The organism is Qipengyuania sp. L-5Y (assembly GCF_056859455.1).
The window spans coordinates 85,342-107,627 of sequence record NZ_JBSXOM010000020.1; the positions used below are offsets into that span (position 1 = coordinate 85,342).

Genomic DNA, 22,286 nt, shown 5'->3' on the forward strand with positions numbered 1-22,286 from the left:
GCAAGCCGCTAGCGCGCTGCTGCCTATGGACGACGCCCCCACCCTCCCCTCGTTCGCCGCGATAGTCGTTGCCGCCGGCAAGGGGCTTCGCGCCGGTCAACCGCTTCCCAAACAGTTCGCGATGTGGCGCGGCAAACCGGTTTTGCGCCATTCTGTCGAAACGCTGCTCGATGCAGGGGCTCGTCCGCTCGTAATCGCTGTCCCGCCGGATGGCGAACAGGCGGTGCTGGACGCGTTGGCGGGATTGGAAGGGTTTGCACTGGTAACGGGCGGCACGACGCGTCAGCAATCCGTGAAGAAGGCTCTCGCCGCCGTCGAAAGCGCCGAACGAATACTGATCCACGATGCAGCCCGGCCGGATCTGCCCCTCCCGGTGATCGAACGCCTGCTCGCCGCGCTGGAGCATCACCCAGGTGCAATACCCGTCCTGCCGGTGATCGACAGCCTCTCAGTCGAGAACGACGGCGTGATGAGCGGCACCGCCCCACGTGAACAGCTTCGGCGCGTACAGACCCCGCAGGCATTTCGCTTTGATGCAATTTTCCGTGCACATCAGGCCTGGCAGGACGAAGCCAGTGCCGGTGATGACGCGCAGGTCCTGCGTGCGAATGGTGGCATCGTGGCTCATGTTCAGGGCGATGAACGTCTCGCTAAATTGACCTTCGCGGAGGATTTCATGGTACAACAGCCGAGCATTCGGATCGGCATGGGCTTCGACGTCCACCGCCTCGTCGAAGGTGAGGAACTCTGGCTCGGCGGTATCCGCCTCGATCATTCCAAAGGGCTTTCCGGCCATAGTGATGCCGATGTCGCCCTGCATGCCATCGTCGATGCACTGCTCGGAGCAGTGGCGAATGGCGATATCGGCAGCCATTTCCCTCCCAGCGATCCCCGGTGGAAAGGTGCCAGCAGTGACCAGTTTTTAGAACATGCGGCCAAGCTTGTTCGGGAAGCCGGTTATGGTGTCGGCAACGTCGATCTGACGATTATCTGCGAAGCACCGAAGATAGGCCCGCATCGCGACGCCATGCGAACACGAATTGCCGATCTGCTTGGCGTTGACATCGCGCTCGTATCGGTAAAGGCCACGACGACGGAACGTCTCGGTCTTACGGGTCGCGGCGAAGGAATAGCCGCGCAGGCAATAGCGACAGTCATCAAGGAATAAGAACATGCAAAGTGCGACCGGCAGAAAAATGATCACCGCGGCTGTGGCCAGCCTAGCATTACTACAGGCTCAGGCAGCCTCGGCGCAGGAATGCATTGCTCCGCAGGATCTGACCGACGCTGCCATCTACGCCGTGCCGGTCATTGCGAATGGCTTTCGTGCATCATGTTCAGCCCAGCTTTCACCCAATGGCTTCTTCGCTACCCAGGGGCAGGCTTTCGTCGCCCCTTATGAAGCCATGCAGGCAGAGCGCTGGCCGGGTGCCATGCGCGCCGTCATGGTTTTTGCCACCAGCGGCAAGGAGCAGGTAGACGATGCCGGCATGCGTGAAATGGTACAGAACCTGCCGCCGGAAGCGCTGCGTCCGTTCGTCGATGCGATCCTGGCACAGAAGTTGGGCGAATCCATCAAGCCGGCTGACTGCGGCAAGATCGAACGGGCAATGGAACTGCTTTCGCCCCTTCCACCGGAAAATCTCGGCGGATTGCTGACGTTTGTAATGGATGTGACCGGTAACAGGCAGCCGGCAGTATGCGACGTGGACGGGTAATGTCTTCGGCGCTCCTCCCCGAAGAAATCGAAAGCCTGGCGCGCAGGGTTGTCGAAGAAAACAGGGCTGCCAACCGTAAAGTCGTGCTGGCGGAAAGCTGCACCGGTGGGCTGGTCGCAGCCGCACTTACTGAAATACCGGGATCGTCAGCCGTGCTGGATCGCGGTTTCGTCACCTATTCGAACGAAGCCAAGCAGGAAAGCCTGGGCGTCCCGCTTGAAATAATCGAAACGTTCGGCGCGGTTTCGATCGCATGCGCATGGGCCATGGCAAAAGGCGCTCTCGAACGCTCTCACGCGGATATCGCTGTCGCCATCAGCGGAGTTGCCGGGCCGGATGGAGGTACCGACCTTAAGCCGGTGGGCACGGTCGTGTTCGCGCGGGTCGTACGCGGTACGGAAAGCGAGCCCGAGGGCGAACTTAAACTTTTCGAACCGATCTCACGCGCCAGCATCCGCCGCGAAGCGACACTCTGCGCACTGGACCTGCTGCTTCCCTAGAGATTTGCCGCCGCGTTCTCGCGTCCGTAGAGTTCATCCGCCCGGTCTTCGAAAGCCTGCACCATCTTGCGGAACGCACGGTCGAAATACTGACCGGCCAGTGCTTCGAACACGGCATTTCGGAATGTGAAATCGACGCAGAAGTCTATCTCGCACCCGCCGTCTTCGGTCGGGCTGAACGTCCAGTTGTTATCCAGATCCTTCAGCGGACCGTCGACGTAAATCACTTCGATGTGATCAGGGCGCTGCTTCAGCACGCGCGAGGTGAACTTTTCGCGAATGGCCTTGAAGCCGACGAGCATGTCCGCAACCATTTCCGCTTCGCTGTCGCTGCGTACCCGCGTTGCGACTACCCACGGAAGGAACTTCCCATAGTTGCCGACGTCGGCAACCAGATCGAACATCTGCTCCTGGCTATACGGCAGTCGCCGCTTTTCGCGAATGCCGGGCATCACGCACTCTGCTTGGCCAGCTTCGCTTCCCGCGCCGCGCGCATCTGGGCGAAGTCGTCACCGGCATGATAGCTGGACCGCGTGAGCGGGCTCGATGCCACCTGCAGGAAGCCTTTGGCCCGGGCGATCGAGCCATAAGCGGCGAATTGCTTCGGAGTGACGAATTCCTCGACCTTGGCATGCTTGGGCGTAGGCTGGAGATACTGGCCAATGGTAATGAAATCGATATCGGCGCTGCGCATGTCGTCCATCACCTGATGCACCTCGAGACGCGCTTCGCCGAGACCGAGCATGATGCCCGATTTGGTGAAGATCAGCGGATTATGCGCTTTCACCTCTTCGAGCAAACGAAGGGAGGCATAATATCGCGCTCCAGGCCGGATGGTCGGATAAAGCCGCGGCACCGTTTCCAGATTATGGTTGAAGACATCTGGCCCTGCTTCGCAGATTTCCTCGATCGACTGCTTCATGCGCCCTTTGAAATCGGGGGTCAGGATTTCGATCGTGGTATTCGGCGTCTCCCGACGCAGCGCGTTGATCACCTTGACGAACTGGCCCGCGCCTCTGTCCGGCAGATCGTCGCGATCCACGCTAGTGATCACGATATGCTCGAGCCCCATCGCTGCCGCCGCAGTGGCGGTATGTTCCGGTTCAAGCGGGTCGACCGGCATCGGCATGCCGGTCTTGATGTTGCAGAACCGGCAGGCGCGGGTGCAGGTGTCGCCCAGGATCATCACCGTCGCGTGCTTCTTGGTCCAGCATTCGCCGATGTTCGGGCAGGCCGCTTCTTCGCAAACCGTATGCAAGTTGAGCTCTCGCATCAGCTTGCGCGTTTCCTGATAGCCCTTGCTGACAGGAGCCTTCACCCGAATCCAATCGGGCTTGCGCTGCATTTTGGGGCGTTCGCCCTCGGGCTGGGGTGCGGAAGAAAGGTCGTTCATATCGGCGCCCATCTAGGCTCCCTCCCCCTCTCCCGCAACCCGCATAGCTATGCGCGAGGCCTCTTGCATCGCTCACGAATTCGGGGCAGCGGAGCGATATGAAGACTTTCGACGAAATGATCGACGGCTACGGCCGCTTCCGCAGCGGCGACTGGAAGCGTCAGCACGAGCGGTGGGAACAGCTCAAGGAAGGCCAGTCCCCCCAGGTTATGGTGATTGCCTGTTCGGATAGCCGGGTCGATCCGGCGCAGATATTCGATGTGGATCCAGGCGAAATTTTCGTGGTGCGCAATGTCGCCGCTCTGGTGCCGCCGTTCGAAACGACGCCCGGCCAGCACGGTGTTTCTGCTGCGCTCGAATTTGCCGTCCAGTTCCTCAAGGTCCGCGAAGTCGTCGTGATGGGTCACGGCATGTGCGGCGGCTGTCAGGCGGCGCTGACGCAGAATCTGCATGGCAACCGCCTTGGCGAAGGCGGCTTCGTGGCCCACTGGATCGACATGCTGGACGACGTGCGTGAACCGATCGCGGCGGAAAAGGGTACCGTCGGACGCGACGCCGAGCGCGCGATGGAAATGGCTGCCGTCAAGGTGAGCCTTGCCAATCTGCGGACCTTCCCTTGCGTGCAGGAAAAGGAAGCGGACGGCAGCCTCAGACTGCGCGGAGCCTATTTCGCAATTTCCGATGGCGTGCTGCATCTGCTCGACGAGAAACGCGGGGAATTTCTCCCCGCCTCCTGACTTGCGCCCGGCACCGGTGGCGGCCATGTGTGCGCCATGTCAGATTCCGGCCTCAAGAACATCGCCCTGCTCATCGACGCGGACAACACCAGTCCCAAGGGGATCGATCCCGTCCTTACCGTCATGGCGGAACTCGGGCAGGTCAACATCAAGCGAGCCTATGGCAATTTTGCCAAGAACAACCTCGCCAACTGGGACAAGATTACCCACAAATACGGAATTCGTCCGCAGCAGCAGTTCGATCTGACAGCAGGCAAGAACGCTACCGACATGGCCATGACGATCGACGCGGTCGACCTTCTCTATCAGGGGAAGGTCGATGGCTTCGGCATCATGAGCTCGGACAGCGACTTTACCCCGCTGGTCACCCGTCTCAGGCAGGACGGCCTGATCGTCTACGGCTTCGGCAGTACCAGCAAGACGCCCGCCGCATTCAAGAGCGCGTGCACTCGCTTCATCGACATCGATGCGTTGATCAAAAGCGCCTCGGACGAACCGGATGCGCCCAAGTCGGAGGCCGCTCCGGGTAAATCGGGGATTGAGGACGAACTCGTCGAGCTTCTCGGGACCGCATGGAAAGCCGCGAAACGCGACGAGAACGGCTTCGCGTCGCTTAGCGAGGTCGGCAATATCGCCGGCAACCGATCCAGCTTCGATGTTCGCAACTATGGGTTCAAGCGGCTATCGGACCTCTTCCAGTCCATCGACCAATTCCAGGTCGAACGGCGCGAGAACAATCATCTCTATGTGAAACGGCTCCGCTGACAAAAAAGGGCGCGAACCGGAGTTCGCGCCCTCTCTTAACCTGCTGGATTGGAGTGTTACGCTCCGCCGCTTGCCTTCTGGCTTGCATAGGCAGCCCAAAGATCGGCGATCGGCTTGCGCGTTCCATTGACCGACTTGAAGGTCGTTTCGGCCTCGGCAAACTTGCCCTGGTCGAACTGCGCGATGCCGAGGCGGGTCGAAACCATGCCCTTGTCAGCGCTCGGCATGGACAGAGCCTTGGTATACATCGCTTCCGCATCGGCCGGGCGTTTCAGGCCGAGCATGGTGTCGCCAGCAGCCATGACCGTCGAAAGCGTGGCACCGGATTTGTTCGCATCCGCGATCAGCTTGTCCGCATCGGCACGGTCGGCCTCTGCACGGCTAGCGGCCTGCTCGCGAGTGTCGGTGATGTACGGGTCGGTCTTGTCGAGCGAGCCCTTGGCATAGCCTTCATCAATCACGGCAACCACTTCGGCGGGGAGACGACGATAGTCTGCCGCATCGACATATTCGCGGTACACATTGCCATCACGCAGGGCCCCCGCGCGCTGACCAAGGCGCAGCAGATCGAGCGTTTCCGGCTGCTGGTAGCCACCAGTGTTCAACTGGATCGCCACCGCATCGCCCCAGCTTTCGCTGCTCGGATACTGGCTGACATACCAGGTCGAATACTTGTTGGCCTCTTCCTTAAGGTTGTTGTTGTAAGCTTGTGCAAGCCCGCGCTTCAGCCACGCTTCATCGACCGGCTCGCCGGCAGCGACCTTGCTTTCAATGATCTGGCTCAGATAGTTCAGACCCTGCTGGGCCTGATCTTCGGCAAAGTAGCTTTCCGCCACGAAGATCAACGGATCACGTTCCGTATAACCTGCTTCGGCTGCCGCTTCGAAATAGGGCCGCGCCTTTGCATAATCGTTCGCCGCATAGGCGAGCTGGCCGGCAACGAAGTTGTACTGGCCAAGATTTTCAGCCGGAACGTTGCCGCTCTGCAGCATCATTTCCATGCCCTGCAGCGCGGTTGGCTGATCTTCTGCCTTCACGGCCGTCGCATAGATGAAGCTACCTGCGGCGAAGCGATCGTCGTTGTTTTCAGCCGCGGCTACCAGGCCCGGGACAGCCGCTTTGATCGACGCGTAATCCACCGGTTCGGCCGATGCCATCGTTTCAAGCGGCTTGTACGCTTCGATGAATGCCTTCGAATATTTCGGCTGGCTCTTCTTTTCTTTCTGGGCAAACGCCGGCGCTTCGAATGCGCTGGCTGCGACCAGGCCGCCTGCGGCGATCGAAACAGCCAGGGCCAGGGTCGAGGCCGCGTTGTTCTTGCGGGCAAGACGAGTGAAAATCATATGATAAACTCCCAAGAGTGGATAGGGGGCTGAGCGCCTCTGCGCCTGTTCAGATTTGGCTTGGCGGCACATGCCGCGTGTGGGCTCTCATTGCAAATTCTTCTACGGAAAGTGGGCTGAATGGGTATTGAATGCCTGTCTGGCTCACCGTTCATGGTTACCATCCTCGCTTGCAGTACCCATATGTGGAAAAAGCGCTCGAAACCGGGCTTTGGTTCCCGGCGCGAGTGGCGCTCCCCAACCCTTTCCCCTAGGCTCTGCACACCTAGAACATAAAGCCTTTGGCAGTACGGAAATACGTTTTGTCCGACGATATTGAAATTCTGGATACCCCCGCCCCCGGCGGTGAAGAATACGCCCGCATCGACATCGTCGATGAAATGAAGACCAGCTATCTCGATTACGCGATGAGCGTGATCGTCAGCCGCGCCCTGCCAGATGTGCGCGACGGTCTGAAACCTGTTCACCGGCGCATCCTTTTCGCCAGCAACGAGGGTGGCTTCGTTGCAGGCCGCCCCTACCGCAAGAGCGCCAAGATCGTCGGCGACGTCATGGGTAACTATCACCCTCATGGCGATGCCGCGATTTACGATGCCCTCGCCCGGATGACTCAGGACTGGTCGCTACGCGTGCCGCTGATCGATGGTCAGGGTAACTTCGGCTCGATGGACCCGGATCCGCCGGCATCCATGCGTTACACCGAAGCGCGGCTTGCACGTGTCGCCAATGCCCTGCTCGACGATCTCGATAAGGATACGGTCGACTTCACCGACAACTACGACGGGTCGCGCCGCGAACCGACCGTGCTTCCGGCCCGTTTCCCCAACCTGCTGGTCAACGGCGCAGGCGGTATCGCGGTCGGCATGGCGACCAACATTCCGCCGCACAACCTTGGCGAAGTGATCGACGGCTGCTTCGCGTTCATGGACAACCCGGCGATCACGTCGGAAGAACTGTTCGAAATCATTCCCGGTCCGGATTTCCCGACCGCACCGCTCATCCTCGGCAAATCGGGGGCACGCGCGGCCTATACCGTGGGTCGCGGCTCGATCCTCATGCGCGCGCGCCACGAGGTCGAGACGAAGGGCAATCGCCAGTCGATCGTCCTGTCTTCGATTCCCTATCAGGTCGGCAAGAGCGGGCTGGTCGAAAAGATCGCGGAAGCCGCAAAAGAAAAACGCATCGAAGGCGTCTCCGACATCCGCGATGAATCATCGCGTGAAGGTGTGCGCGTCGTCGTCGATCTCAAGCGGGATGCCTCGCCGGAGGTCGTGCTCAACCAGATCTGGCGCTATACGCCGGCCCAGGCCAGCTTCCCGGCCAATATGCTGGCGATCCGCGGTGGCCGCCCCGAAGTGCTCACCCTGCGTGACTTCATCCAGGCCTTCATCGGTTTCCGCGAAGAAGTCATCACGCGCCGGACCAAGTTCGAACTGAACAAGGCGCGTGAGCGCGCTCATATCTTGCTCGGCCTCGTGGTCGCCGTCTCGAACCTCGACGAAGTCGTGGCAATGATCCGGGGCTCGTCCAATCCTGCTGCTGCGCGCGCAAAACTGCTCGCCAAGGAATGGGCGATTGGCGACATTGCGCAATATATCGCGCTGGTCGAAGCGATCGAACCGACCGACGAACAGACGGGCGGCACCTATCGCCTGTCCGAACGTCAGGTGAAGGCGATTCTCGAACTCCGCCTGCACCGCCTCACGGCTCTCGGGCGCGACGAAATCGGCGACGAGCTTAAAGAACTCAGCCTCGCGATCGAGGAATATCTCTCGATCCTGGCAGATCGCGTGAAGCTCTATCGCGTCATGCGCGAAGAGCTCGAGGAAATCCGCAATACCTATGCCACGCCGCGCATCAGCGAAATCGCGCCGGCCTGGGATGGTATCGAAGACGAAGACCTCATCGAACGCGAAGAAATGGTCGTTACGGTCACCCATGGCGGCTATATCAAGCGCACCCCGCTCGATGCCTTCCGCGCCCAGGCACGCGGGGGCAAGGGCCGCAGCGGCATGGCGACGAAGGATGAAGACGCAGTCGTCGAAATGTTCGTCACCTCGACGCATAATCCGGTGCTGTTCTTCACCAATACCGGCCGCGTCTATCGCATGAAGGTCTGGAAGCTGCCCGAAGGTGGCCCGCAGACCAAGGGACGCCCGATGGTCAACCTCCTTCCGCTGGGCGATGATGAGCGTGTTACCAACGTCCTGCCTCTGCCAGAGGATGAAGGCGAATGGTCCAAGCTCAACATCGTGTTCGCCACGGAACAGGGCATGGTCCGCCGCAATTCCATGGATGCCTTCACTAACGTGCCCAGCAACGGCAAATACGCGATGGGCTTTGTCGAAGGCAGTGGCGACCGTCTGATCGGCGTGCGCCTCCTCAGCGAAGGGCAGGAGATCTTCCTCGCTTCGGATAGCGGCAAGGCAATCCGTTTCGCTGCCAGCGATGCCCGCGAAACGAAGAGCCGCACCGGTATCGGCGTTCGCGGCATGAAGCTTCGGGACGATCAGAAGGTCGTGTCCATGGCCGTTCTTGACGCTGGGGAGCGCGATACGGAAGTGCGCGACCAGTATCTTCGGGCCGCCGAATGGAAGAACAACGATAACGAACCGACGCTCGATGCCGAAAAGGTTGCCGAACTGGCCGAAGCGGAAGAGTTCATTCTCACGCTCACAGCCAATGGGTATGGCAAGATCTCGTCGGCATACGAATATCGGACCACTGGCCGCGGCGGTCAGGGCCTCACCAATATCGGCGAACCGTCCAGCAATCCGAACCGCAACGGCCATGTCGTCGCCAGCTTCCCTGTACGGCACGGCATGCAGCTCATGCTGGTCACCGATCAGGCCAAGCTTATCCGTATGCCGCTGCAGTTCCGTCATCTGATTGATGGCGGGTTCGACAGCCACACCGGCTTCTCGATCTCCGGTCGCGGATCGTCGGGCGTGCGCATCTTCAATGTCGCCAAGGGCGAACAGATCGTCAAAGCGGCAAGGATCGACGAAACCGAAGAACCCGAAAACTCCGCAGAAGAAGCTGTGGCTGACGAGATTGCCGATCGCGGTGGGCTCGATCGCACAACGCCGCACACCACCTTCCACTCGGACGACAATATCGAAGGCGAGCCCGACAGCGACTGACGCTTCGCGCTCGGATTGATTTTCCTACATGAACCGGAGGGGCTAAGGCTCCTTCGGTTCTTTCACATCGTCGCCAGCCCAAACCGATCGCACCGAAGCCCGTTCTCTCGGTTTTCAAAGATATTTGAAAGGTGACACGTCAGCGCGTCGCCTCGCCCGTGCTCGATATCATACACCGCTAATATCGTTAGACTTTTCTAACTGCCAGCCCCTCTCCAGAGAGGACGCGCAGTTTTGAAAACACCGCTGGTTTGCGTCAACCTCGCTGCGTGAAGCTCTTGCCCCGCAACGTCTGGACAACCCCGGTCGCGATCAAGAACTGCCCGCCGAAATAAAGCGGCCAGATCAGCCAGCTCGTTATCGATTCGGGCAAGACACCGGCTTCGCGGGAAAAAATAAACAGGTCGCTCACCACGAATAGCACGGCACCCAGGCCGACCCGGTAACGCGGAAACCGGCTCAGCCATGCTGTCGCCGCCATCGCGCCGACAACGCCAGAATACGCCGCCGCAAGCATCCAGTTATCCAGCGGGAACGTCATCAACGCTGCAATCAGTGGCGTCAGAATCAGCAGGGCAAGTGCCGCCATAAGCTGGCTCGAACTGGTCCTCTCTCGGCGATTCCGAAGATAAAGCGCTATGGCTATCAGGTGCCCAACGGCAAATAGACCGCCGCCAACCACATAGCTGATCTCCAGGGCAACATCGCCCAATGCCCCGAACAGCATGACTGCGGCGATCAGCAGGCCATCGGTCCCTCTTCCACGAAAGGCGGCATAGGTCGCAAGGAAGGCGACGCCTGCCCCTTTCCAGAGCATCAGCCAGACTCCGCCGATGGGATCGTCGGCTACGAAGAAGTAGCTGACGCCTGCAATCAGGCTGGCAAGCAGCCAGGGGCGATGTTCGGAAAGGGCGCGGCGCGACATTCGGCGACGCTAGGCCTTGCCGGAAGCCACTGGCAAGCATTAGGGCGCGCTCGATGACCCATGATATCCACATAATCGGCGGCGGCCTCGCCGGAAGCGAAGCCGCCTGGCAACTTGCCAGGCGCGGCTTCAAGGTGCGCTTGTCGGAAATGCGCGGCAGCGGCGAAATGACGCCGGCCCATCAGACCGACGGCCTGGCCGAACTCGTCTGCTCGAACAGCTTCCGCTCGGATGACGACACGAAGAATGCGGTCGGGCTACTCCATCATGAAATGCGCGGCCTCAACAGCCTGATCATGCGCGCAGGCGAAGTCGCGCGCGTGCCCGCCGGATCAGCAATGGCAGTCGATCGCGACGTGTTTTCCGCCGAAGTTCAGCGCACCCTCGCCGAACATCCAAATGTCACCGTCATTCGCGAACGGGTCGATGCCCTTCCCACCTCCGGTGCGACCATCGTCGCTACCGGGCCACTGACGGCCCAGTCGCTGGCCGAAAGCATCGTGGGGGCAACCGGGCAGGACCGCCTCGCTTTCTTCGATGCGATTGCACCTATCGTCCATCACGACAGCATCGATATGTCCAAATGCTGGATACAGAGCCGGTGGAACAAACGCACCGAAGCATCGAACGAAGATGGCGATTACATCAATTGCCCGATGACGAAGGAGCAATATCTCGCCTTCCACCAGGGCTTGATGGACGGAGAAAAGACCGAATTTCGCGAATGGGAAGCCGACACTCCCTATTTCGACGGCTGTATGCCGATCGAGGTCATGGCTGCGCGCGGCGTCGAAACGCTTCGCTATGGTCCGATGAAGGGGGTCGGGCTCGATAACCCCTTCGATACATCGGAAGAGTTTCCGCAGGGTCGCTGGCCTTATGCCGTCGTCCAGCTCCGTCAGGATAACAAGCTCGGCACCTTGTGGAACATGGTCGGTTTCCAGACCAAGCTCAAATATGGTGCACAGGTCGAACTCTTCCGGACGATACCCGGCCTCGAGAATGCGGAATTCGCCCGTCTCGGCGGATTGCACCGCAATACCTTCATCAACTCACCCCTCGTTCTCGACCGTCAACTTCGTTTGAAGGGTGGCGATCACATCCGGTTCGCCGGGCAGATCACCGGCTGTGAAGGCTATGTCGAAAGTTCGGCAGTGGGTTTGATGGCCGGGCTCATGACGGCCGCTCAGCTTGCGGGGCGCGAATGGGCGCCGCCGCCGCGTACTACAGCTTTCGGCGCGCTCCTGTCGCACATCACCGGCGATGCCGAAGCGTCCACCTTCCAGCCAATGAACGTCAATTTCGGGCTATTCCCGCCCTTGCACGACGTGGGAAAGAAAGTGCGAAAAGAAGCCTATACCAATCGCGCGAAGGCCGATTTCGGGGAATGGCTCGCCGGCATGGAAGCGGTTCCCGCCTAGCAGGCGCAGCGCGGTTTCTTCTTTGGTTTGGGTGCCGTGGTCGCGAACTCGGCCGGGGTCAGCTCGTTGTCGCCATTCGCATCCGCAGATTCGAATTTCTCCACCGTGGCAACCGCCCATTCTTCGAAATCGAGCAGATTGTTGCCGTCCTTGTCGAGCTTGCGAAACGCCTCCGTTCGACTGGACAGCATTTCCGTGCGCGTGATGCGCCAGTCGCGATTACGGTCATAACGGAAGAAGCGGCGCTGCTCCTTGGTAAGCTCGGTCGCCTCGGGTGGCGCGGGTCCCACCATGTCGCCCGGGTCGGAAGCCGGAATTTCCGGAAGGTTGGCCGAGGCTTCTGCAGGCTGCGGTGGCGGCGCTCCGCGTTCCACTTCCGCCCTGCCCTGCCACCAGAACAGCCCCAATCCAGTGAGCGCGAGTGCGATCAAGGCCCCCAACACGATCCGGTTCATTCAATGCCCCCCTTGAACCCTGCGCGAGCCTAGCGTCCAATCAGGCTCAACCGCAAGGCAATCAAGGGGCTGGCGCGATCACCCAGCATGGGTCGTCCACGGAAATGCAGGGACCGCCGCGCGAGTCCGGCAATGACAGCGAGCGGCCGCATGTCGCGCGAAAGCCGCAGCCCATTCGCACCCTCTGCGGCTCCCAGCTTCACCGCGCTCGTCAGTTCGGCTTCGTCGCGGGCGTTGATGGCAAGGTCAGCCAGCGCCCATAGCGTTCCGGCGCGGCGCACGTCGCGCTCGTTGTCCATCTTTCCGACCAGATTCGCCAAACCCAGCGACAGGCTTACTCTACCGGCTACGAACTCCAGGATCGCCGTTTCTGCCAGCGGTCGCGGCGAGAGCAATGCTTCCCACCCGTCGATCAAATCGACTAACGCGGCTTCGTTCCGGTTCCAGTTCTTCCCGATCAGGTCAAGCAAATGGTCGCCCCGCGGCCGATCGTGGACCGCCTTGCCAAGCTGATCGCGCCACCATGCGAGCCGCATTTGCCCGAGCATCGGCTCGCTTGCGCCAAGAACCATCCGACCGACGCGGCCATCGAGGGCAAAGGCGGCCAGCCAAATGTCCCGATGCGCGCTCGCGCTCGACAGAGCGACGCGCGTCACTTCGGGACATTCGTCGAGCAGCTCGGCACTCTCCATGAAAGCGCCCTCCCCGTCAGTCGCGATAACAGACCTTCTTGACGGCCTCGATGATCCGCGGCGTGTCAATCAGCGCAAGCTTCTCGAGGTTCGCAGCATAGGGCAGCGGAACGTCCTCATTGCAAACGCGGGTGACCGGCGCGTCGAGATGGTCGAAGCCTTCTTCCATGCAGATCGCCACAATTTCCGAAGCAATCGAACAGGTCGGCCAGTTTTCTTCGGCGATGACCAGTCGGTTGGTCTTGGCAAGCGAGGTAAGTACTGTTTCTTTGTCTAGCGGGCGCAAGGTACGCAGATCGATGACTTCCGCTTCGATGCCTTCGTTCGAAAGCTCTTCCGCTGCCTCGAGTGCAAGCCCCACAGCGATCGAATAAGAAACGATCGTCACGTCCGAACCCTCGCGCATGATCCGCGCCTTGCCGATCGGAAGCACGTAGTCATCCAGATCGGGAACATCGAAGCTTCGGCCGTAAACAAGCTCGTTCTCTAGGAATACGACGGGATCTTCGCTGCGTATGGCGGCCTTGAGCAGACCCTTGGCATCCGCAGCATCGTATGGTGCGATAACTACCAAACCAGGTACGCTCGCGTACCAGGCTCCGTAATTCTGGCTATGCTGTGCGCCTACGCGGCTTGCTGCACCGTTAGGGCCGCGGAACACGACCGGACAGCGCATCTGACCACCGGACATGTAGTTGGTCTTTGCCGCGGAATTTACGATATGATCGATCGCCTGCATGGCGAAATTGAAGGTCATGAATTCGACGATCGGGCGCAGACCACCCATTGCGGCGCCGGTGCCGATGCCTGCAAATCCATATTCCGTAATCGGAGTATCGATGACCCGCTTGGCCCCGAATTCATCCAGCAGGCCTTGCGTGACCTTGTACGCCCCCTGATACTGGGCCACTTCCTCGCCCATGACGAAGACGCGTTCGTCCTTGCGCATTTCTTCGGCCATGGCATCGCGCAAAGCTTCACGGACGGAAACCGATGTGAAGCTGGTGCCTTCGGGAACCTCCGGATCCTTCACGTCGACCTTGCGCGGCGTCTTCATCAGCTGCGCTTCGCTGGCATCGGTAGATTTCTCTTTGCCGCCGCTCTTGTCTGATTCCGGCGATTCCTTTTCAGTGGGCGCCTCGATATCGGAAGCATCTTCGTCCTCGCCAGCCAGCATGGCGATCACAGTCCCGACCTTCACGCCTTCGGTACCTTCGTCGATGAGGATTTTCCCTAGGGTCCCTTCATCGACTGCCTCGAATTCCATCGTAGCCTTGTCGGTTTCGATTTCGGCTATGATATCGCCCGCAACGATCTCGTCACCTTCGGACTTCAGCCACTTGGCCAATGTGCCTTCTTCCATAGTGGGCGACAGCGCGGGCATTTTCAGTTCGATAGCCATGGCTCAATACCCCTCCACCAGTACGTCGGTGTAGAGTTCGCTCGCTTCGGGCTCTGGCGAGTTCTCGGCAAAATCCGCAGCTTCGGTGACGGTCTTGCGAATATCCTTGTCGATCGCTTTCAATTCTTCCTCGGTCGAGCCGTTTTCGAGTAGCAGCTTCTTGATCCCTTCGATCGGATCCTTGTGGTCGCGAATATCCTGGACCTCTTCGCGCGTACGGTACTTTGCCGGGTCGGACATCGAATGCCCGCGATAGCGATAGGTATTGCATTCCATCAAGACCGGACCCTTGCCTTCGCGAACATGCTTGAAAGCGATCTCGGCAGCCTGCCTGACTTCCAGAACGTCCATGCCGTTCACGTCCATTCCCGGAATACGGAAGGCTGTGCCGCGGCGGTGGAATTCTGTTTCAGCAGAGCTGCGACCGACCGCGGTTCCCATGGCGTACTGGTTGTTTTCGACCACGAAGACGATCGGCAAATTCCAGAGCGCCGCCATGTTCATCGTTTCATATACCTGGCCCTGGTTGGCCGCACCGTCGCCGAAGTAGGCCAGGCAGAAACCGCCATCGTCGTTGTACTGGTGAGCCAGCGCGAGACCACCGCCCAATGAAACCTGGGCTCCTACGATGCCGTGACCACCATAAAATTTATGTTCGGTCGAGAACATGTGCATCGACCCGCCCTTGCCCTTCGAAATGCCGGCTTCTCTGCCGGTCAGTTCGGCCATGATGACTTTGGGATCAATGCCGTAGGCGAGCATGTGACCATGGTCGCGATATCCGGTGATGACGCTGTCCTTGTCACCATCGAGCGCGGACTGGAGGCCGATCGCAACAGCTTCCTGCCCAATGTAAAGGTGACAGAAACCGCCGATCAGGCCGAGACCATACAGCTGGCCCGCGCGCTCTTCGAAGCGACGGATGAGCAGCATCTGCTCGTAAAAATGGAGCATCTGCTCCTTGCTGGCATCGTAATGGCGATTCTCTTCCAATGCCTCTTGCAGGGAGTGGAGAGCGAAGTCGGGATCTTCTGCAGGCGATTTGGTGGGCTGCTTCTTGCTCCGGGGGGCTTTGGCCAAGACTTGTGTCCTTGTTCTTCCGGGGAGGATGTCAGTTGCGCCTATAGGCACAGGCTTGCGACCCGCGCAACGGCAGAGCGCATGTGCATACGAAAACCCTTACGGCAAGCGATGGCTTCGCTCCGTTCAGTCTTCCAGTTTTATGACGACTTCGTTCGGATGCACGACATTGAGCTGACTACGCAGCAGCTCGCCGACCATATCGGGATCAGCGGCGTTGGGATCGAGTAAGGCGACCCGGTTCTCTAGCGCATGCCGTTCGGCCTGCAGTTTTGCCAACTGGGCCTCACGCTGATCGAGCAGCCGCAAATTCTCACTCCAGGCAAGCAGTCCGGATGGACCTGCAATTGCCAATCCGCCCATGACCAGGAGCGCAGCAAGAGCGGCATGCTGCGAGGTCCTGACTCGGCGGATCGAAGCTAGGGAATTTGTGCGGCGCATGAGGCGACAGAATCACAGTTAACCGCTTCGCGCAAGTACAATTCATCGCCGACATCCGTTTGACGCATGGAAGGAACTGGCCGCCATGCACGGCCGTTGAAAACTTGACAGCTTACGAGCGACTGTGATTAGTTACTTTTGAAACCACCTAGCAAATCCCAGAGGATTGAAATGACCGATCTCTTCGAAAATCCAATCGGACTCGACGGATTCGAGTTCGTCGAATTCTGCGCTCCTGAAAAAGGCGTCGTCGAACCGGTCTTTAAGGCCATGGGATTTACCCATGTAGCCACGCACCGATCGAAGGACGTGGATCTCTGGCGTCAGGGTCAGATCAACCTCATCCTCAACTACGAACCGCGAAGCGCCGCATGGTTTTTTGCGCGCGAGCACGGCCCCTCCGCATGCGGCATGGGTTTCAGAGTTCGCGATGCGAAGAAAGCCTATGAAGAACTTCTCGATAAAGGCGCAGAACCTGTCGCGGTGGAAACCGGCCCGATGGAGCTTCGTATCCCTGCCATCCGCGGCATCGGCGGTGCTATCGTTTATCTGATTGACCGTTATGCGGATGCAGAAGGCGACGGCCTTTCCATCTACGATATCGATTTCGAGTATCTCGATGGTGTCGAAAAGTGGCCTGTTGGAGCCGGCTTCAACGTGATCGATCACCTGACGCACAATGTCTACAACGGACGCATGAAATACTGGGCGGATTATTACGAGACGCTCTTCAACTTCCGCGAGATCCGTTTTTTCGACATCAAGGGTGAATATACTGGTCTGACATCCAAGGCTTTGACCGCGCCTGATGGGAAAATTCGCATTCCACTTAACGAGGAAGGTGAAGGTGGTAAGGGCCAGATCGAAGAGTTCCTCAAGGAATTCAACGGAGAGGGTATCCAGCACATCGCCTTGATCTGTGACGATCTTGTGCAGGCCTGGGATAATCTAAAGAGCCTTGGCGTTCCCTTCATGACCGCCCCGCCCGAGACCTATTACGAAATGCTGCCCGACCGTTTGCCCGATCACGGGGAGCCGGTGGATGAATTGAAAGCCCGCGGGATCCTGCTCGATGGTACGACAGAAGGCGGGCACCCGCGTCTGCTGCTGCAGATTTTTGCCGAAGCGCAGGTCGGTCCGGTGTTCTTCGAATTCATCCAGCGCAAGGGTGACGAAGGTTTCGGTGAAGGAAATTTCAAGGCGCTGTTTGAAAGCATGGAGCGCGACCAGATTAAGCGCGGCGCCCTCAGCGTTGAGGACGCCAAGACAGTCGAGACGGAGCCCGCAGAATGAGCGAAGCACCTGTTCATCCCGTGAAGCTGGCTGGCGTCCACCATGCGGCCTATCGCTGCAAGGATGCCAAGGAAACGGTCGATTGGTACGGCAAAGTACTCGGCATGGATTACACGACGGCCTTTGCAGAGGATCACGTGCCATCCACGGGCGATTACGACCCTTACATGCACGTTTTCCTCGATGCGGGTAATGGCAATATCCTAGCTTTCTTCGAACTGCCAAATCAGAAAGACATGGGCCGGGACGAAAATACCCCGGCTTGGGTCCAGCATCTCGCTTTCAAACTTGGCAGCGAAGAAGAATTGCTCGCGGCCAAGAAGCATGTCGAGAGCTTGGGCATCGAGGTTCTGGGGCCAACTCACCACGGCATTTTCAAATCGATCTACTTCTTTGATCCGAATGGCCATCGGGTAGAACTAGCCACGGATATCGGCACCGATGAACAGTACGCCGAATTGAAGCGTGTTGCCCCCATGATGCTGGACGAATGGAGCCAGACCAAGAAAGCTCCGAGGCACGCGGATTGGCTGCATGAAATCGCTCGCAAGGAACACGCCGGAAGCTAGACTTTCAAAAGGACATAGCCGGCAATTCGGAACCCTTTGTGCAAGCCTCCCGTTGCCTCGCAAAGGGAGTTTTCCGCGACGTGAATTATATCGCAACGCTGCGCACGCAGTTGCAAACCATGGGCAAAGGCTTCGTAGAGGCGCTACCCAGCCTCGCGATTGCATTCTTCATCATCCTTATGACGTGGATCGTTGCGCGATTCGCCGTGCGCATTTCCGACGCCGTCGTCGGACGCACCGAGATACGCAGCAGCCTTAAGAACCTTATCGATACGCTCGTCAGGCTCGGAATCTGGACCCTCGGCATCTTTATCGCGGCGGTGGTGGTCATCCCCGATCTCACGCCGGCCAGCCTGCTTGCCGGGCTCGGTATCGGAGCCGTGGCGATTGGTTTTGCCTTTCAGGACATTTTCGAGAATTTCCTAGCAGGCGTGCTGATCATGCTGCGGGAAAAAATGCGCATCGGCGACGTGATCGAATGCGAAGATATCACCGGCAAGGTCGAACATATCACATTACGTGAGACGCATGTGCGCAAACTGTCCGGTGAACTCACAGTCGTGCCGAACTCCATCCTCTTTAAAAACCCGGTCGAAATCTTTACCGATGTCGATCAGCGTCGGCATCAGGTCATAGTCGGCGTGTCATACGATACGCAGCTTGATCATGCTGCCGATATCATCCGCCGGGCGGTCGAAGGTGTCGATGATGTGCTCGCCAGCAAGGGCGTTGATATCTTTGCGCAGGAATTCAATTCCAGTTCCGTCGACTTTCTCGTCCGATGGTGGGCCGGATCGACGCCGCGTGCGGGTTGGGAAAGCAAGGACAAGGTTATCCGGGCGATCAAGGCCGCGCTGGATGACGCCGGGATCGAAATTCCTTTCCCCTATGTGACGCATACTTTCAAAGAGACGGTGCCTGTCAGTCAGTTGGGTGACACGACGCAAAAGACGCCATAAAGGTCCGAACACAGGACCGGCTTTCGCGGTCAGATTCAGGGAAATATCGGTGACCCATGCACCAGGACGTTGGGCGTGAGCCAGCCTACGCGACTGACCGGCGCTCAGGAAACTTCACTGGCAATTGCTGCGGCAGTGGTCACTGCTAACGCTTACTACATCCATCCGATAATCGCCGAAGTGGCCGATTATTTCGGGGTCAGTCATTCCCGAATCGGTTTAGTCCCGGCACTCAACCAGATCGCTCTGGCCGTAGGCATTTTCCTGCTCCTTCCGCTTGGCGATCGTATTTCGAACCGCAGGCTGACGATCACCTTTGCTGCTGGTCAGACCGCTTCGATCGCCCTGATGGCCATCGCCCAAGGTTTCACGCTGTTCGTCATCGGGTCCACGATGCTCGGCTTTTTCACCATAGCGCCCTATCTTTTGCCGGCCTACGCTTCGAAGCGTGTTGCGCCGGAACGACTGGGTCAGGTGACGGCGAAATTGGCTGCGGGCGTTATTCTCGGGATCCTTATTGCACGGGTGGGTGCTGGTGTGGTTGCCGAGCATTTCGGATGGCGAATGATCTATTGGATCGCAGCGGCACTGATGTTGGCTGTCACACTCGCCTTGCCGCGACTTATGGAAGGTGGGGAACGATCTGCACGAGACCGGCAGTCCTATCTTAATCTCTTAGTCTCAGTATTCCCATTGATAGGCAAGCATCGGGAGATACTGTTTTCGGGCGCGATCCAGGCGCTGAACTTCGGTCAGTTCATTGCCGTATGGCTCGGCCTTGCACTTTATTTGACCTCTCCCGAAATGGGGTATGGGACGGACACGGTCGGGTATCTTGCGGGCCTTGCTGCGATCTCCATTTTTTCCACGCCCCGGCTTGGCCGATGGGCCGACGAAGTCGGCGCCCGCAAGGCGCGGGCAATCTTCGCGTTCTGTCAACTCGCGGGCATCTTGCTCCTCTGGCCCCTTGGCGGCTCGCTCTGGACCCTCATAATCCCACTCATGATCACGAATTTCGTGGGCCCGGGTGTCGATGTAACCGGTCGAATGACTTTCCTCGCACTCGATCCGGGTGTTCGAACGCGGTTGACCACGGTTTACGTTGTCATGATGTTCATCGGTGGCGGCATCGGCAGCTATGCTGGCACGGCCGTTTACGACGCGTTCGGATGGGCAGGAACCTGTGGCCTACTTGCTCTGTGCTCGCTTGCACTAGCTTCTCTCGCGACCGCTGCCAGAAGGTTCGGCCGATAAATGGTCACGGCGCCTCTGGATCTCGCATCCGATCACGTACACCCGGACCCGTCCCACTCAATGAGCACCCACGTTCTGACCTGACCATACTTTTAAGTATAACGGTGCGGTTCCGCAGTAGCGCGCTCTTAACATGCTGCAGGTTAAGCTCCGACGATCTCATTTAAACTAGGAACGTCAGTGGTCGCAGAATCGATAGAAGAGAGGCGTCTGGCAGCGCCCGCTTCCAAAGAGAAGTTCGGAACGGGATCGGAACCCGCCTACGACGCGATCACCAAATTCGCTTCGAACGTGTTTGACGTTCCCATAAGTATTCTTTCGCTTGTTTTAGAAGATGAGCATGGGTTCAAGTCTGGCCATGGCCTCGACATGTACAACGTTGAGAGGGCGCGCGCTTTGTGCGCGCATGTACTCGGTACGCTCGAGCCGCTAATAGTCCTGGACGCCCGCTTCGATCAACACGTCCCCGGCGCTCCAGCCTTTGACGGCGAGGAGGAACTACGTTTTTTTGCCGGGGTCCCGCTCCTCAATTCGAGTGGTCACCCCCTGGGTGTGTTATGCATCGGCGACACCCGCCCGCGCGAAAGCTTTGATGCCAACACATGTGAGAAGCTTGAAGATCTTGCCGCGCTAGCCACTGCCTTGGTGGAGGAAAGCCGCACCAGTCTGCCAGATCGTGCAATCAGCAGTTTTGCGAAAGTTATGGGGCTGGCGTTGATAACGTCGAACGCAGCTGGGAAAATCACTTACTGGAACCCCGCCGCAGAGGATATCTTCGGACATTCGGCATCGGAAGCCATCGGTAAACCCATCGAAATCATCATCCCGGAAAGGTTCCGTGAACATCATGTCGCGGGAATGAAGCGTGTTTCCACGACCGGTGTCTCCAATTTGTCGGGCAAGACGATTGAGCTTGTCGCTGTTCGCAAGAACGGAAGTGAATTTCCTGTCGAAATGAGACTTGCGAGCTGGCTTGGTCCCGATGGGATCGAAATCGGCGCCCAAATCCACGACATCACCGACCGTCGGGAGCGCGAACTTCGACTGGAACACCTTGCCCATCATGATGCGCTTACCGGTCTAGCCAATCGCAATGGCTTCTCCAAAAAGCTGGAAGCGGTGATCTCTCGCGGACACGCTACGGTATTCGCCATCGATCTTGATCGCTTCAAGGAAGTCAATGACACGTTCGGTCATGCGGTTGGCGACACTTTGCTCCAAGGCGTCGCCGTTCGCCTCGTTGGCCTACTCGAACCTGGCGCAACAGTTGCACGTCTGGGGGGAGACGAATTCGCAATCCTGCTTCCGGGGAATGGCGCACAAAGCAGTGCGACGGCAACGGCAAAGCTACTGAATGACGCCTTTAAAGAGCCCTTTGTGTTGTCGGGACACCGTATGCAAATCGGACTGAGCATTGGAATTGGCCTCGCGCCCCTTCATGCCGAAGATGCCGAAGAACTATTGCTGAGGGCCGATCTTGCCCTTCTCGAGGCGAAGAAGATCGGCCAGGACAACATCCGCGTCTTTGACCCTCCGATTGCCAACCAATTACTTGCGCGACGAGCGTTCAAAGACGAGCTGCGCCTAGCGACCGAGCGCGGGGAATGGGAACTCACGTATCAGCCTCAGGTCCGGCTGTCCGATCAGGAGCTTATCGGTGTGGAAGCGCTGTTGCGTTGGAAGCACCCGGAACGCGGGCTGCTCTTCCCGGCGGACTTTTTGAACACCCTCGAAACACATCTCGTCGCTCATGAGGTCGGCGAGTGGGTCATAGATGAAGCGTGCCGACAAATGGCGGTCTGGCGGATGCAGGGCCTGGATGTGCAGCGCATGGCATTGAACCTGTTCGCGGCCCAATTCACTAACGGCAATTTGGGGAAGACGATTGGTCATGCATTGGAGAAACACGCTCTCTCGCCATCAGACATCGAAATAGAAATCACGGAAACGATCGCGCTGCGCTCGGACGATCAAATTTTGACAACATTGAGTGAGCTACGGGATTGCGGAATCAACATAGCTTTTGATGACTTCGGAACCGGCTTTGCATCGCTTTGAATAGCCCCTAGATTTGTGGACGCTTTCTTTCCTAATTTTGAGGACAGGAGGCGACGATGGGCAAGGCTAATTTCAGCGACGAGTTCAAGCGCGATGCAGTGGCGCAGATCACCGAGCGCGGCTATCGGGTGGCGGAGG

The 22,286-nt window shown here is 58.7% G+C and carries 21 protein-coding genes; 12 read left to right on the forward strand and 9 right to left on the reverse strand.

The features are described 5' to 3' along the window. Window positions 1-25: 25 nt before the first annotated feature. From AC13F2_RS03010 to AC13F2_RS03020, 3 genes are read left to right on the forward strand one after another with little or no spacing between them, the layout of a single operon-like run. Window positions 26-1,168 carry a bifunctional 2-C-methyl-D-erythritol 4-phosphate cytidylyltransferase/2-C-methyl-D-erythritol 2,4-cyclodiphosphate synthase gene (locus tag AC13F2_RS03010; RefSeq protein ID WP_482964252.1) on the forward strand — a complete coding sequence of 381 codons (1,143 nt, stop codon included), beginning with the start codon at window positions 26-28 and terminating at the stop codon, window positions 1,166-1,168. 4 nt (window positions 1,169-1,172) lie between these two features. Continuing rightward, window positions 1,173-1,718, forward strand: coding sequence for a hypothetical protein (locus tag AC13F2_RS03015; RefSeq protein ID WP_221598390.1), 546 nt, complete (start codon window positions 1,173-1,175; stop codon window positions 1,716-1,718). Beyond that, the gene (locus tag AC13F2_RS03020) at window positions 1,718-2,218 is read left to right on the forward strand and encodes a CinA family protein (protein WP_103025058.1); all 501 of its coding nucleotides are present in this window, start codon (window positions 1,718-1,720) and stop codon (window positions 2,216-2,218) included. Before AC13F2_RS03015 ends, AC13F2_RS03020 begins: the two co-directional genes overlap by 1 nt. Here the strand turns inward: AC13F2_RS03020 and AC13F2_RS03025 are convergent. Together AC13F2_RS03025 and lipA are read right to left on the reverse strand one after the other, a co-directional pair. Beyond that, window positions 2,215-2,670: a type II toxin-antitoxin system RatA family toxin gene (locus AC13F2_RS03025; RefSeq protein WP_482964253.1), complete on the reverse strand. Its 456-nt coding sequence runs from the start codon at window positions 2,668-2,670 to the stop codon at window positions 2,215-2,217. The two genes, AC13F2_RS03020 and AC13F2_RS03025, sit on opposite strands and share 4 nt — an antisense overlap. Further along, on the reverse strand, window positions 2,670-3,611 hold the full coding sequence (gene lipA / locus AC13F2_RS03030) for a lipoyl synthase (RefSeq protein ID WP_482964265.1): 942 nt from the start codon (window positions 3,609-3,611) through the stop codon (window positions 2,670-2,672). Before lipA ends, AC13F2_RS03025 begins: the two co-directional genes overlap by 1 nt. Before the next feature lie 98 nt (window positions 3,612-3,709). On the opposite strand from lipA, the gene AC13F2_RS03035 reads away from it, so the two are divergent. Together AC13F2_RS03035 and AC13F2_RS03040 are read left to right on the forward strand one after the other, a co-directional pair. Then, window positions 3,710-4,348 carry a carbonic anhydrase gene (locus AC13F2_RS03035; protein WP_196846110.1) on the forward strand — a complete coding sequence of 213 codons (639 nt, stop codon included), beginning with the start codon at window positions 3,710-3,712 and terminating at the stop codon, window positions 4,346-4,348. A 36-nt stretch (window positions 4,349-4,384) separates the two neighbouring features. Next, window positions 4,385-5,113, forward strand: coding sequence for an NYN domain-containing protein (locus AC13F2_RS03040; protein WP_482964254.1), 729 nt, complete (start codon window positions 4,385-4,387; stop codon window positions 5,111-5,113). A 56-nt stretch (window positions 5,114-5,169) separates the two neighbouring features. Here AC13F2_RS03040 and AC13F2_RS03045 read toward each other — a convergent pair whose 3' ends face one another. Beyond that, the gene (locus AC13F2_RS03045) at window positions 5,170-6,456 is read right to left on the reverse strand and encodes a tetratricopeptide repeat protein (RefSeq protein ID WP_103025062.1); all 1,287 of its coding nucleotides are present in this window, start codon (window positions 6,454-6,456) and stop codon (window positions 5,170-5,172) included. Window positions 6,457-6,758: 302 nt separating this feature from the next. Between AC13F2_RS03045 and gyrA the strand changes: the two genes are divergently transcribed. Beyond that, a complete protein-coding gene (gene gyrA / locus AC13F2_RS03050) occupies window positions 6,759-9,599 on the forward strand; it encodes a DNA gyrase subunit A (protein WP_103025063.1) in 2,841 nt (946 codons plus the stop codon). A 256-nt stretch (window positions 9,600-9,855) separates the two neighbouring features. Here the strand turns inward: gyrA and AC13F2_RS03055 are convergent, their stop codons facing one another. Further along, a complete protein-coding gene (locus AC13F2_RS03055; RefSeq protein WP_482964255.1) occupies window positions 9,856-10,524 on the reverse strand; it encodes a lysoplasmalogenase family protein in 669 nt (222 codons plus the stop codon). 53 nt (window positions 10,525-10,577) lie between these two features. On the opposite strand from AC13F2_RS03055, the gene trmFO reads away from it, so the two are divergent. Beyond that, a complete protein-coding gene (gene trmFO, locus AC13F2_RS03060; RefSeq protein ID WP_482964256.1) occupies window positions 10,578-11,945 on the forward strand; it encodes a methylenetetrahydrofolate--tRNA-(uracil(54)-C(5))-methyltransferase (FADH(2)-oxidizing) TrmFO in 1,368 nt (455 codons plus the stop codon). On the opposite strand, the gene AC13F2_RS03065 is transcribed toward trmFO, so the two are convergent. The 5 genes from AC13F2_RS03065 to AC13F2_RS03085 form a co-directional block, all read right to left on the reverse strand. Beyond that, the gene (locus AC13F2_RS03065; RefSeq protein WP_196846107.1) at window positions 11,942-12,400 is read right to left on the reverse strand and encodes an EF-hand domain-containing protein; all 459 of its coding nucleotides are present in this window, start codon (window positions 12,398-12,400) and stop codon (window positions 11,942-11,944) included. The two genes, trmFO and AC13F2_RS03065, sit on opposite strands and share 4 nt — an antisense overlap. 29 nt (window positions 12,401-12,429) lie before the next feature. Continuing rightward, window positions 12,430-13,092 (reverse strand): hypothetical protein, encoded by a 663-nt coding sequence (locus tag AC13F2_RS03070; protein ID WP_482964257.1) that lies wholly within the window; start codon window positions 13,090-13,092, stop codon window positions 12,430-12,432. Window positions 13,093-13,108: 16 nt separating this feature from the next. After that, window positions 13,109-14,494 carry a pyruvate dehydrogenase complex E1 component subunit beta gene (locus AC13F2_RS03075; protein ID WP_482964258.1) on the reverse strand — a complete coding sequence of 462 codons (1,386 nt, stop codon included), beginning with the start codon at window positions 14,492-14,494 and terminating at the stop codon, window positions 13,109-13,111. 3 nt (window positions 14,495-14,497) lie between these two features. Next, window positions 14,498-15,574, reverse strand: coding sequence for a pyruvate dehydrogenase (acetyl-transferring) E1 component subunit alpha (pdhA, locus tag AC13F2_RS03080; protein WP_482964259.1), 1,077 nt, complete (start codon window positions 15,572-15,574; stop codon window positions 14,498-14,500). A gap of 126 nt (window positions 15,575-15,700) precedes the next feature. After that, window positions 15,701-15,937, reverse strand: coding sequence for an FtsB family cell division protein (locus tag AC13F2_RS03085; protein WP_346729454.1), 237 nt, complete (start codon window positions 15,935-15,937; stop codon window positions 15,701-15,703). Between the two features lie 249 nt (window positions 15,938-16,186). Between AC13F2_RS03085 and hppD the strand changes: the two genes are divergently transcribed. The 5 genes from hppD to AC13F2_RS03110 all read left to right on the forward strand — a co-directional run bounded on the left by hppD (window position 16,187) and on the right by AC13F2_RS03110 (window position 22,148). Then, window positions 16,187-17,308 (forward strand): 4-hydroxyphenylpyruvate dioxygenase, encoded by a 1,122-nt coding sequence (hppD, locus tag AC13F2_RS03090; RefSeq protein ID WP_482964260.1) that lies wholly within the window; start codon window positions 16,187-16,189, stop codon window positions 17,306-17,308. Next, window positions 17,305-17,877 carry a VOC family protein gene (locus tag AC13F2_RS03095; RefSeq protein ID WP_482964261.1) on the forward strand — a complete coding sequence of 191 codons (573 nt, stop codon included), beginning with the start codon at window positions 17,305-17,307 and terminating at the stop codon, window positions 17,875-17,877. Before hppD ends, AC13F2_RS03095 begins: the two co-directional genes overlap by 4 nt. A gap of 80 nt (window positions 17,878-17,957) precedes the next feature. After that, window positions 17,958-18,836, forward strand: a complete 879-nt coding sequence (locus AC13F2_RS03100) for a mechanosensitive ion channel family protein (RefSeq protein WP_482964262.1) — start codon at window positions 17,958-17,960, stop codon at window positions 18,834-18,836. 75 nt (window positions 18,837-18,911) lie between these two features. Continuing rightward, complete coding sequence (locus AC13F2_RS03105; protein WP_482964263.1) at window positions 18,912-20,090, forward strand: MFS transporter; 1,179 nt, start codon at window positions 18,912-18,914, stop codon at window positions 20,088-20,090. A gap of 180 nt (window positions 20,091-20,270) precedes the next feature. After that, window positions 20,271-22,148 carry a sensor domain-containing phosphodiesterase gene (locus tag AC13F2_RS03110; RefSeq protein ID WP_482964264.1) on the forward strand — a complete coding sequence of 626 codons (1,878 nt, stop codon included), beginning with the start codon at window positions 20,271-20,273 and terminating at the stop codon, window positions 22,146-22,148. Window positions 22,149-22,286: the final 138 nt, after the last annotated feature.

What these genes read in the sequence shown, in the direction of transcription:
- hppD (WP_482964260.1), top strand. Translation starts at nt 16,187, where the DNA reads ATGACCGATCTCTTCGAAAATCCAATCGGACTCGACGGATTCGAGTTC.
- AC13F2_RS03055 (WP_482964255.1), bottom strand. Translation starts at nt 10,524, where the DNA reads ATGTCGCGCCGCGCCCTTTCCGAACATCGCCCCTGGCTGCTTGCCAGC.
- trmFO (WP_482964256.1), top strand. Translation starts at nt 10,578, where the DNA reads ATGACCCATGATATCCACATAATCGGCGGCGGCCTCGCCGGAAGCGAA.
- AC13F2_RS03085 (WP_346729454.1), bottom strand. Translation starts at nt 15,937, where the DNA reads ATGGGCGGATTGGCAATTGCAGGTCCATCCGGACTGCTTGCCTGGAGT.
- AC13F2_RS03045 (WP_103025062.1), bottom strand. Translation starts at nt 6,456, where the DNA reads ATGATTTTCACTCGTCTTGCCCGCAAGAACAACGCGGCCTCGACCCTG.
- AC13F2_RS03010 (WP_482964252.1), top strand. Translation starts at nt 26, where the DNA reads ATGGACGACGCCCCCACCCTCCCCTCGTTCGCCGCGATAGTCGTTGCC.
- AC13F2_RS03025 (WP_482964253.1), bottom strand. Translation starts at nt 2,670, where the DNA reads ATGCCCGGCATTCGCGAAAAGCGGCGACTGCCGTATAGCCAGGAGCAG.
- AC13F2_RS03040 (WP_482964254.1), top strand. Translation starts at nt 4,385, where the DNA reads ATGTCAGATTCCGGCCTCAAGAACATCGCCCTGCTCATCGACGCGGAC.
- lipA (WP_482964265.1), bottom strand. Translation starts at nt 3,611, where the DNA reads ATGAACGACCTTTCTTCCGCACCCCAGCCCGAGGGCGAACGCCCCAAA.
- AC13F2_RS03065 (WP_196846107.1), bottom strand. Translation starts at nt 12,400, where the DNA reads ATGAACCGGATCGTGTTGGGGGCCTTGATCGCACTCGCGCTCACTGGA.
- AC13F2_RS03020 (WP_103025058.1), top strand. Translation starts at nt 1,718, where the DNA reads ATGTCTTCGGCGCTCCTCCCCGAAGAAATCGAAAGCCTGGCGCGCAGG.
- AC13F2_RS03015 (WP_221598390.1), top strand. Translation starts at nt 1,173, where the DNA reads ATGCAAAGTGCGACCGGCAGAAAAATGATCACCGCGGCTGTGGCCAGC.
- AC13F2_RS03070 (WP_482964257.1), bottom strand. Translation starts at nt 13,092, where the DNA reads ATGGAGAGTGCCGAGCTGCTCGACGAATGTCCCGAAGTGACGCGCGTC.
- AC13F2_RS03095 (WP_482964261.1), top strand. Translation starts at nt 17,305, where the DNA reads ATGAGCGAAGCACCTGTTCATCCCGTGAAGCTGGCTGGCGTCCACCAT.
- AC13F2_RS03075 (WP_482964258.1), bottom strand. Translation starts at nt 14,494, where the DNA reads ATGGCTATCGAACTGAAAATGCCCGCGCTGTCGCCCACTATGGAAGAA.
- AC13F2_RS03035 (WP_196846110.1), top strand. Translation starts at nt 3,710, where the DNA reads ATGAAGACTTTCGACGAAATGATCGACGGCTACGGCCGCTTCCGCAGC.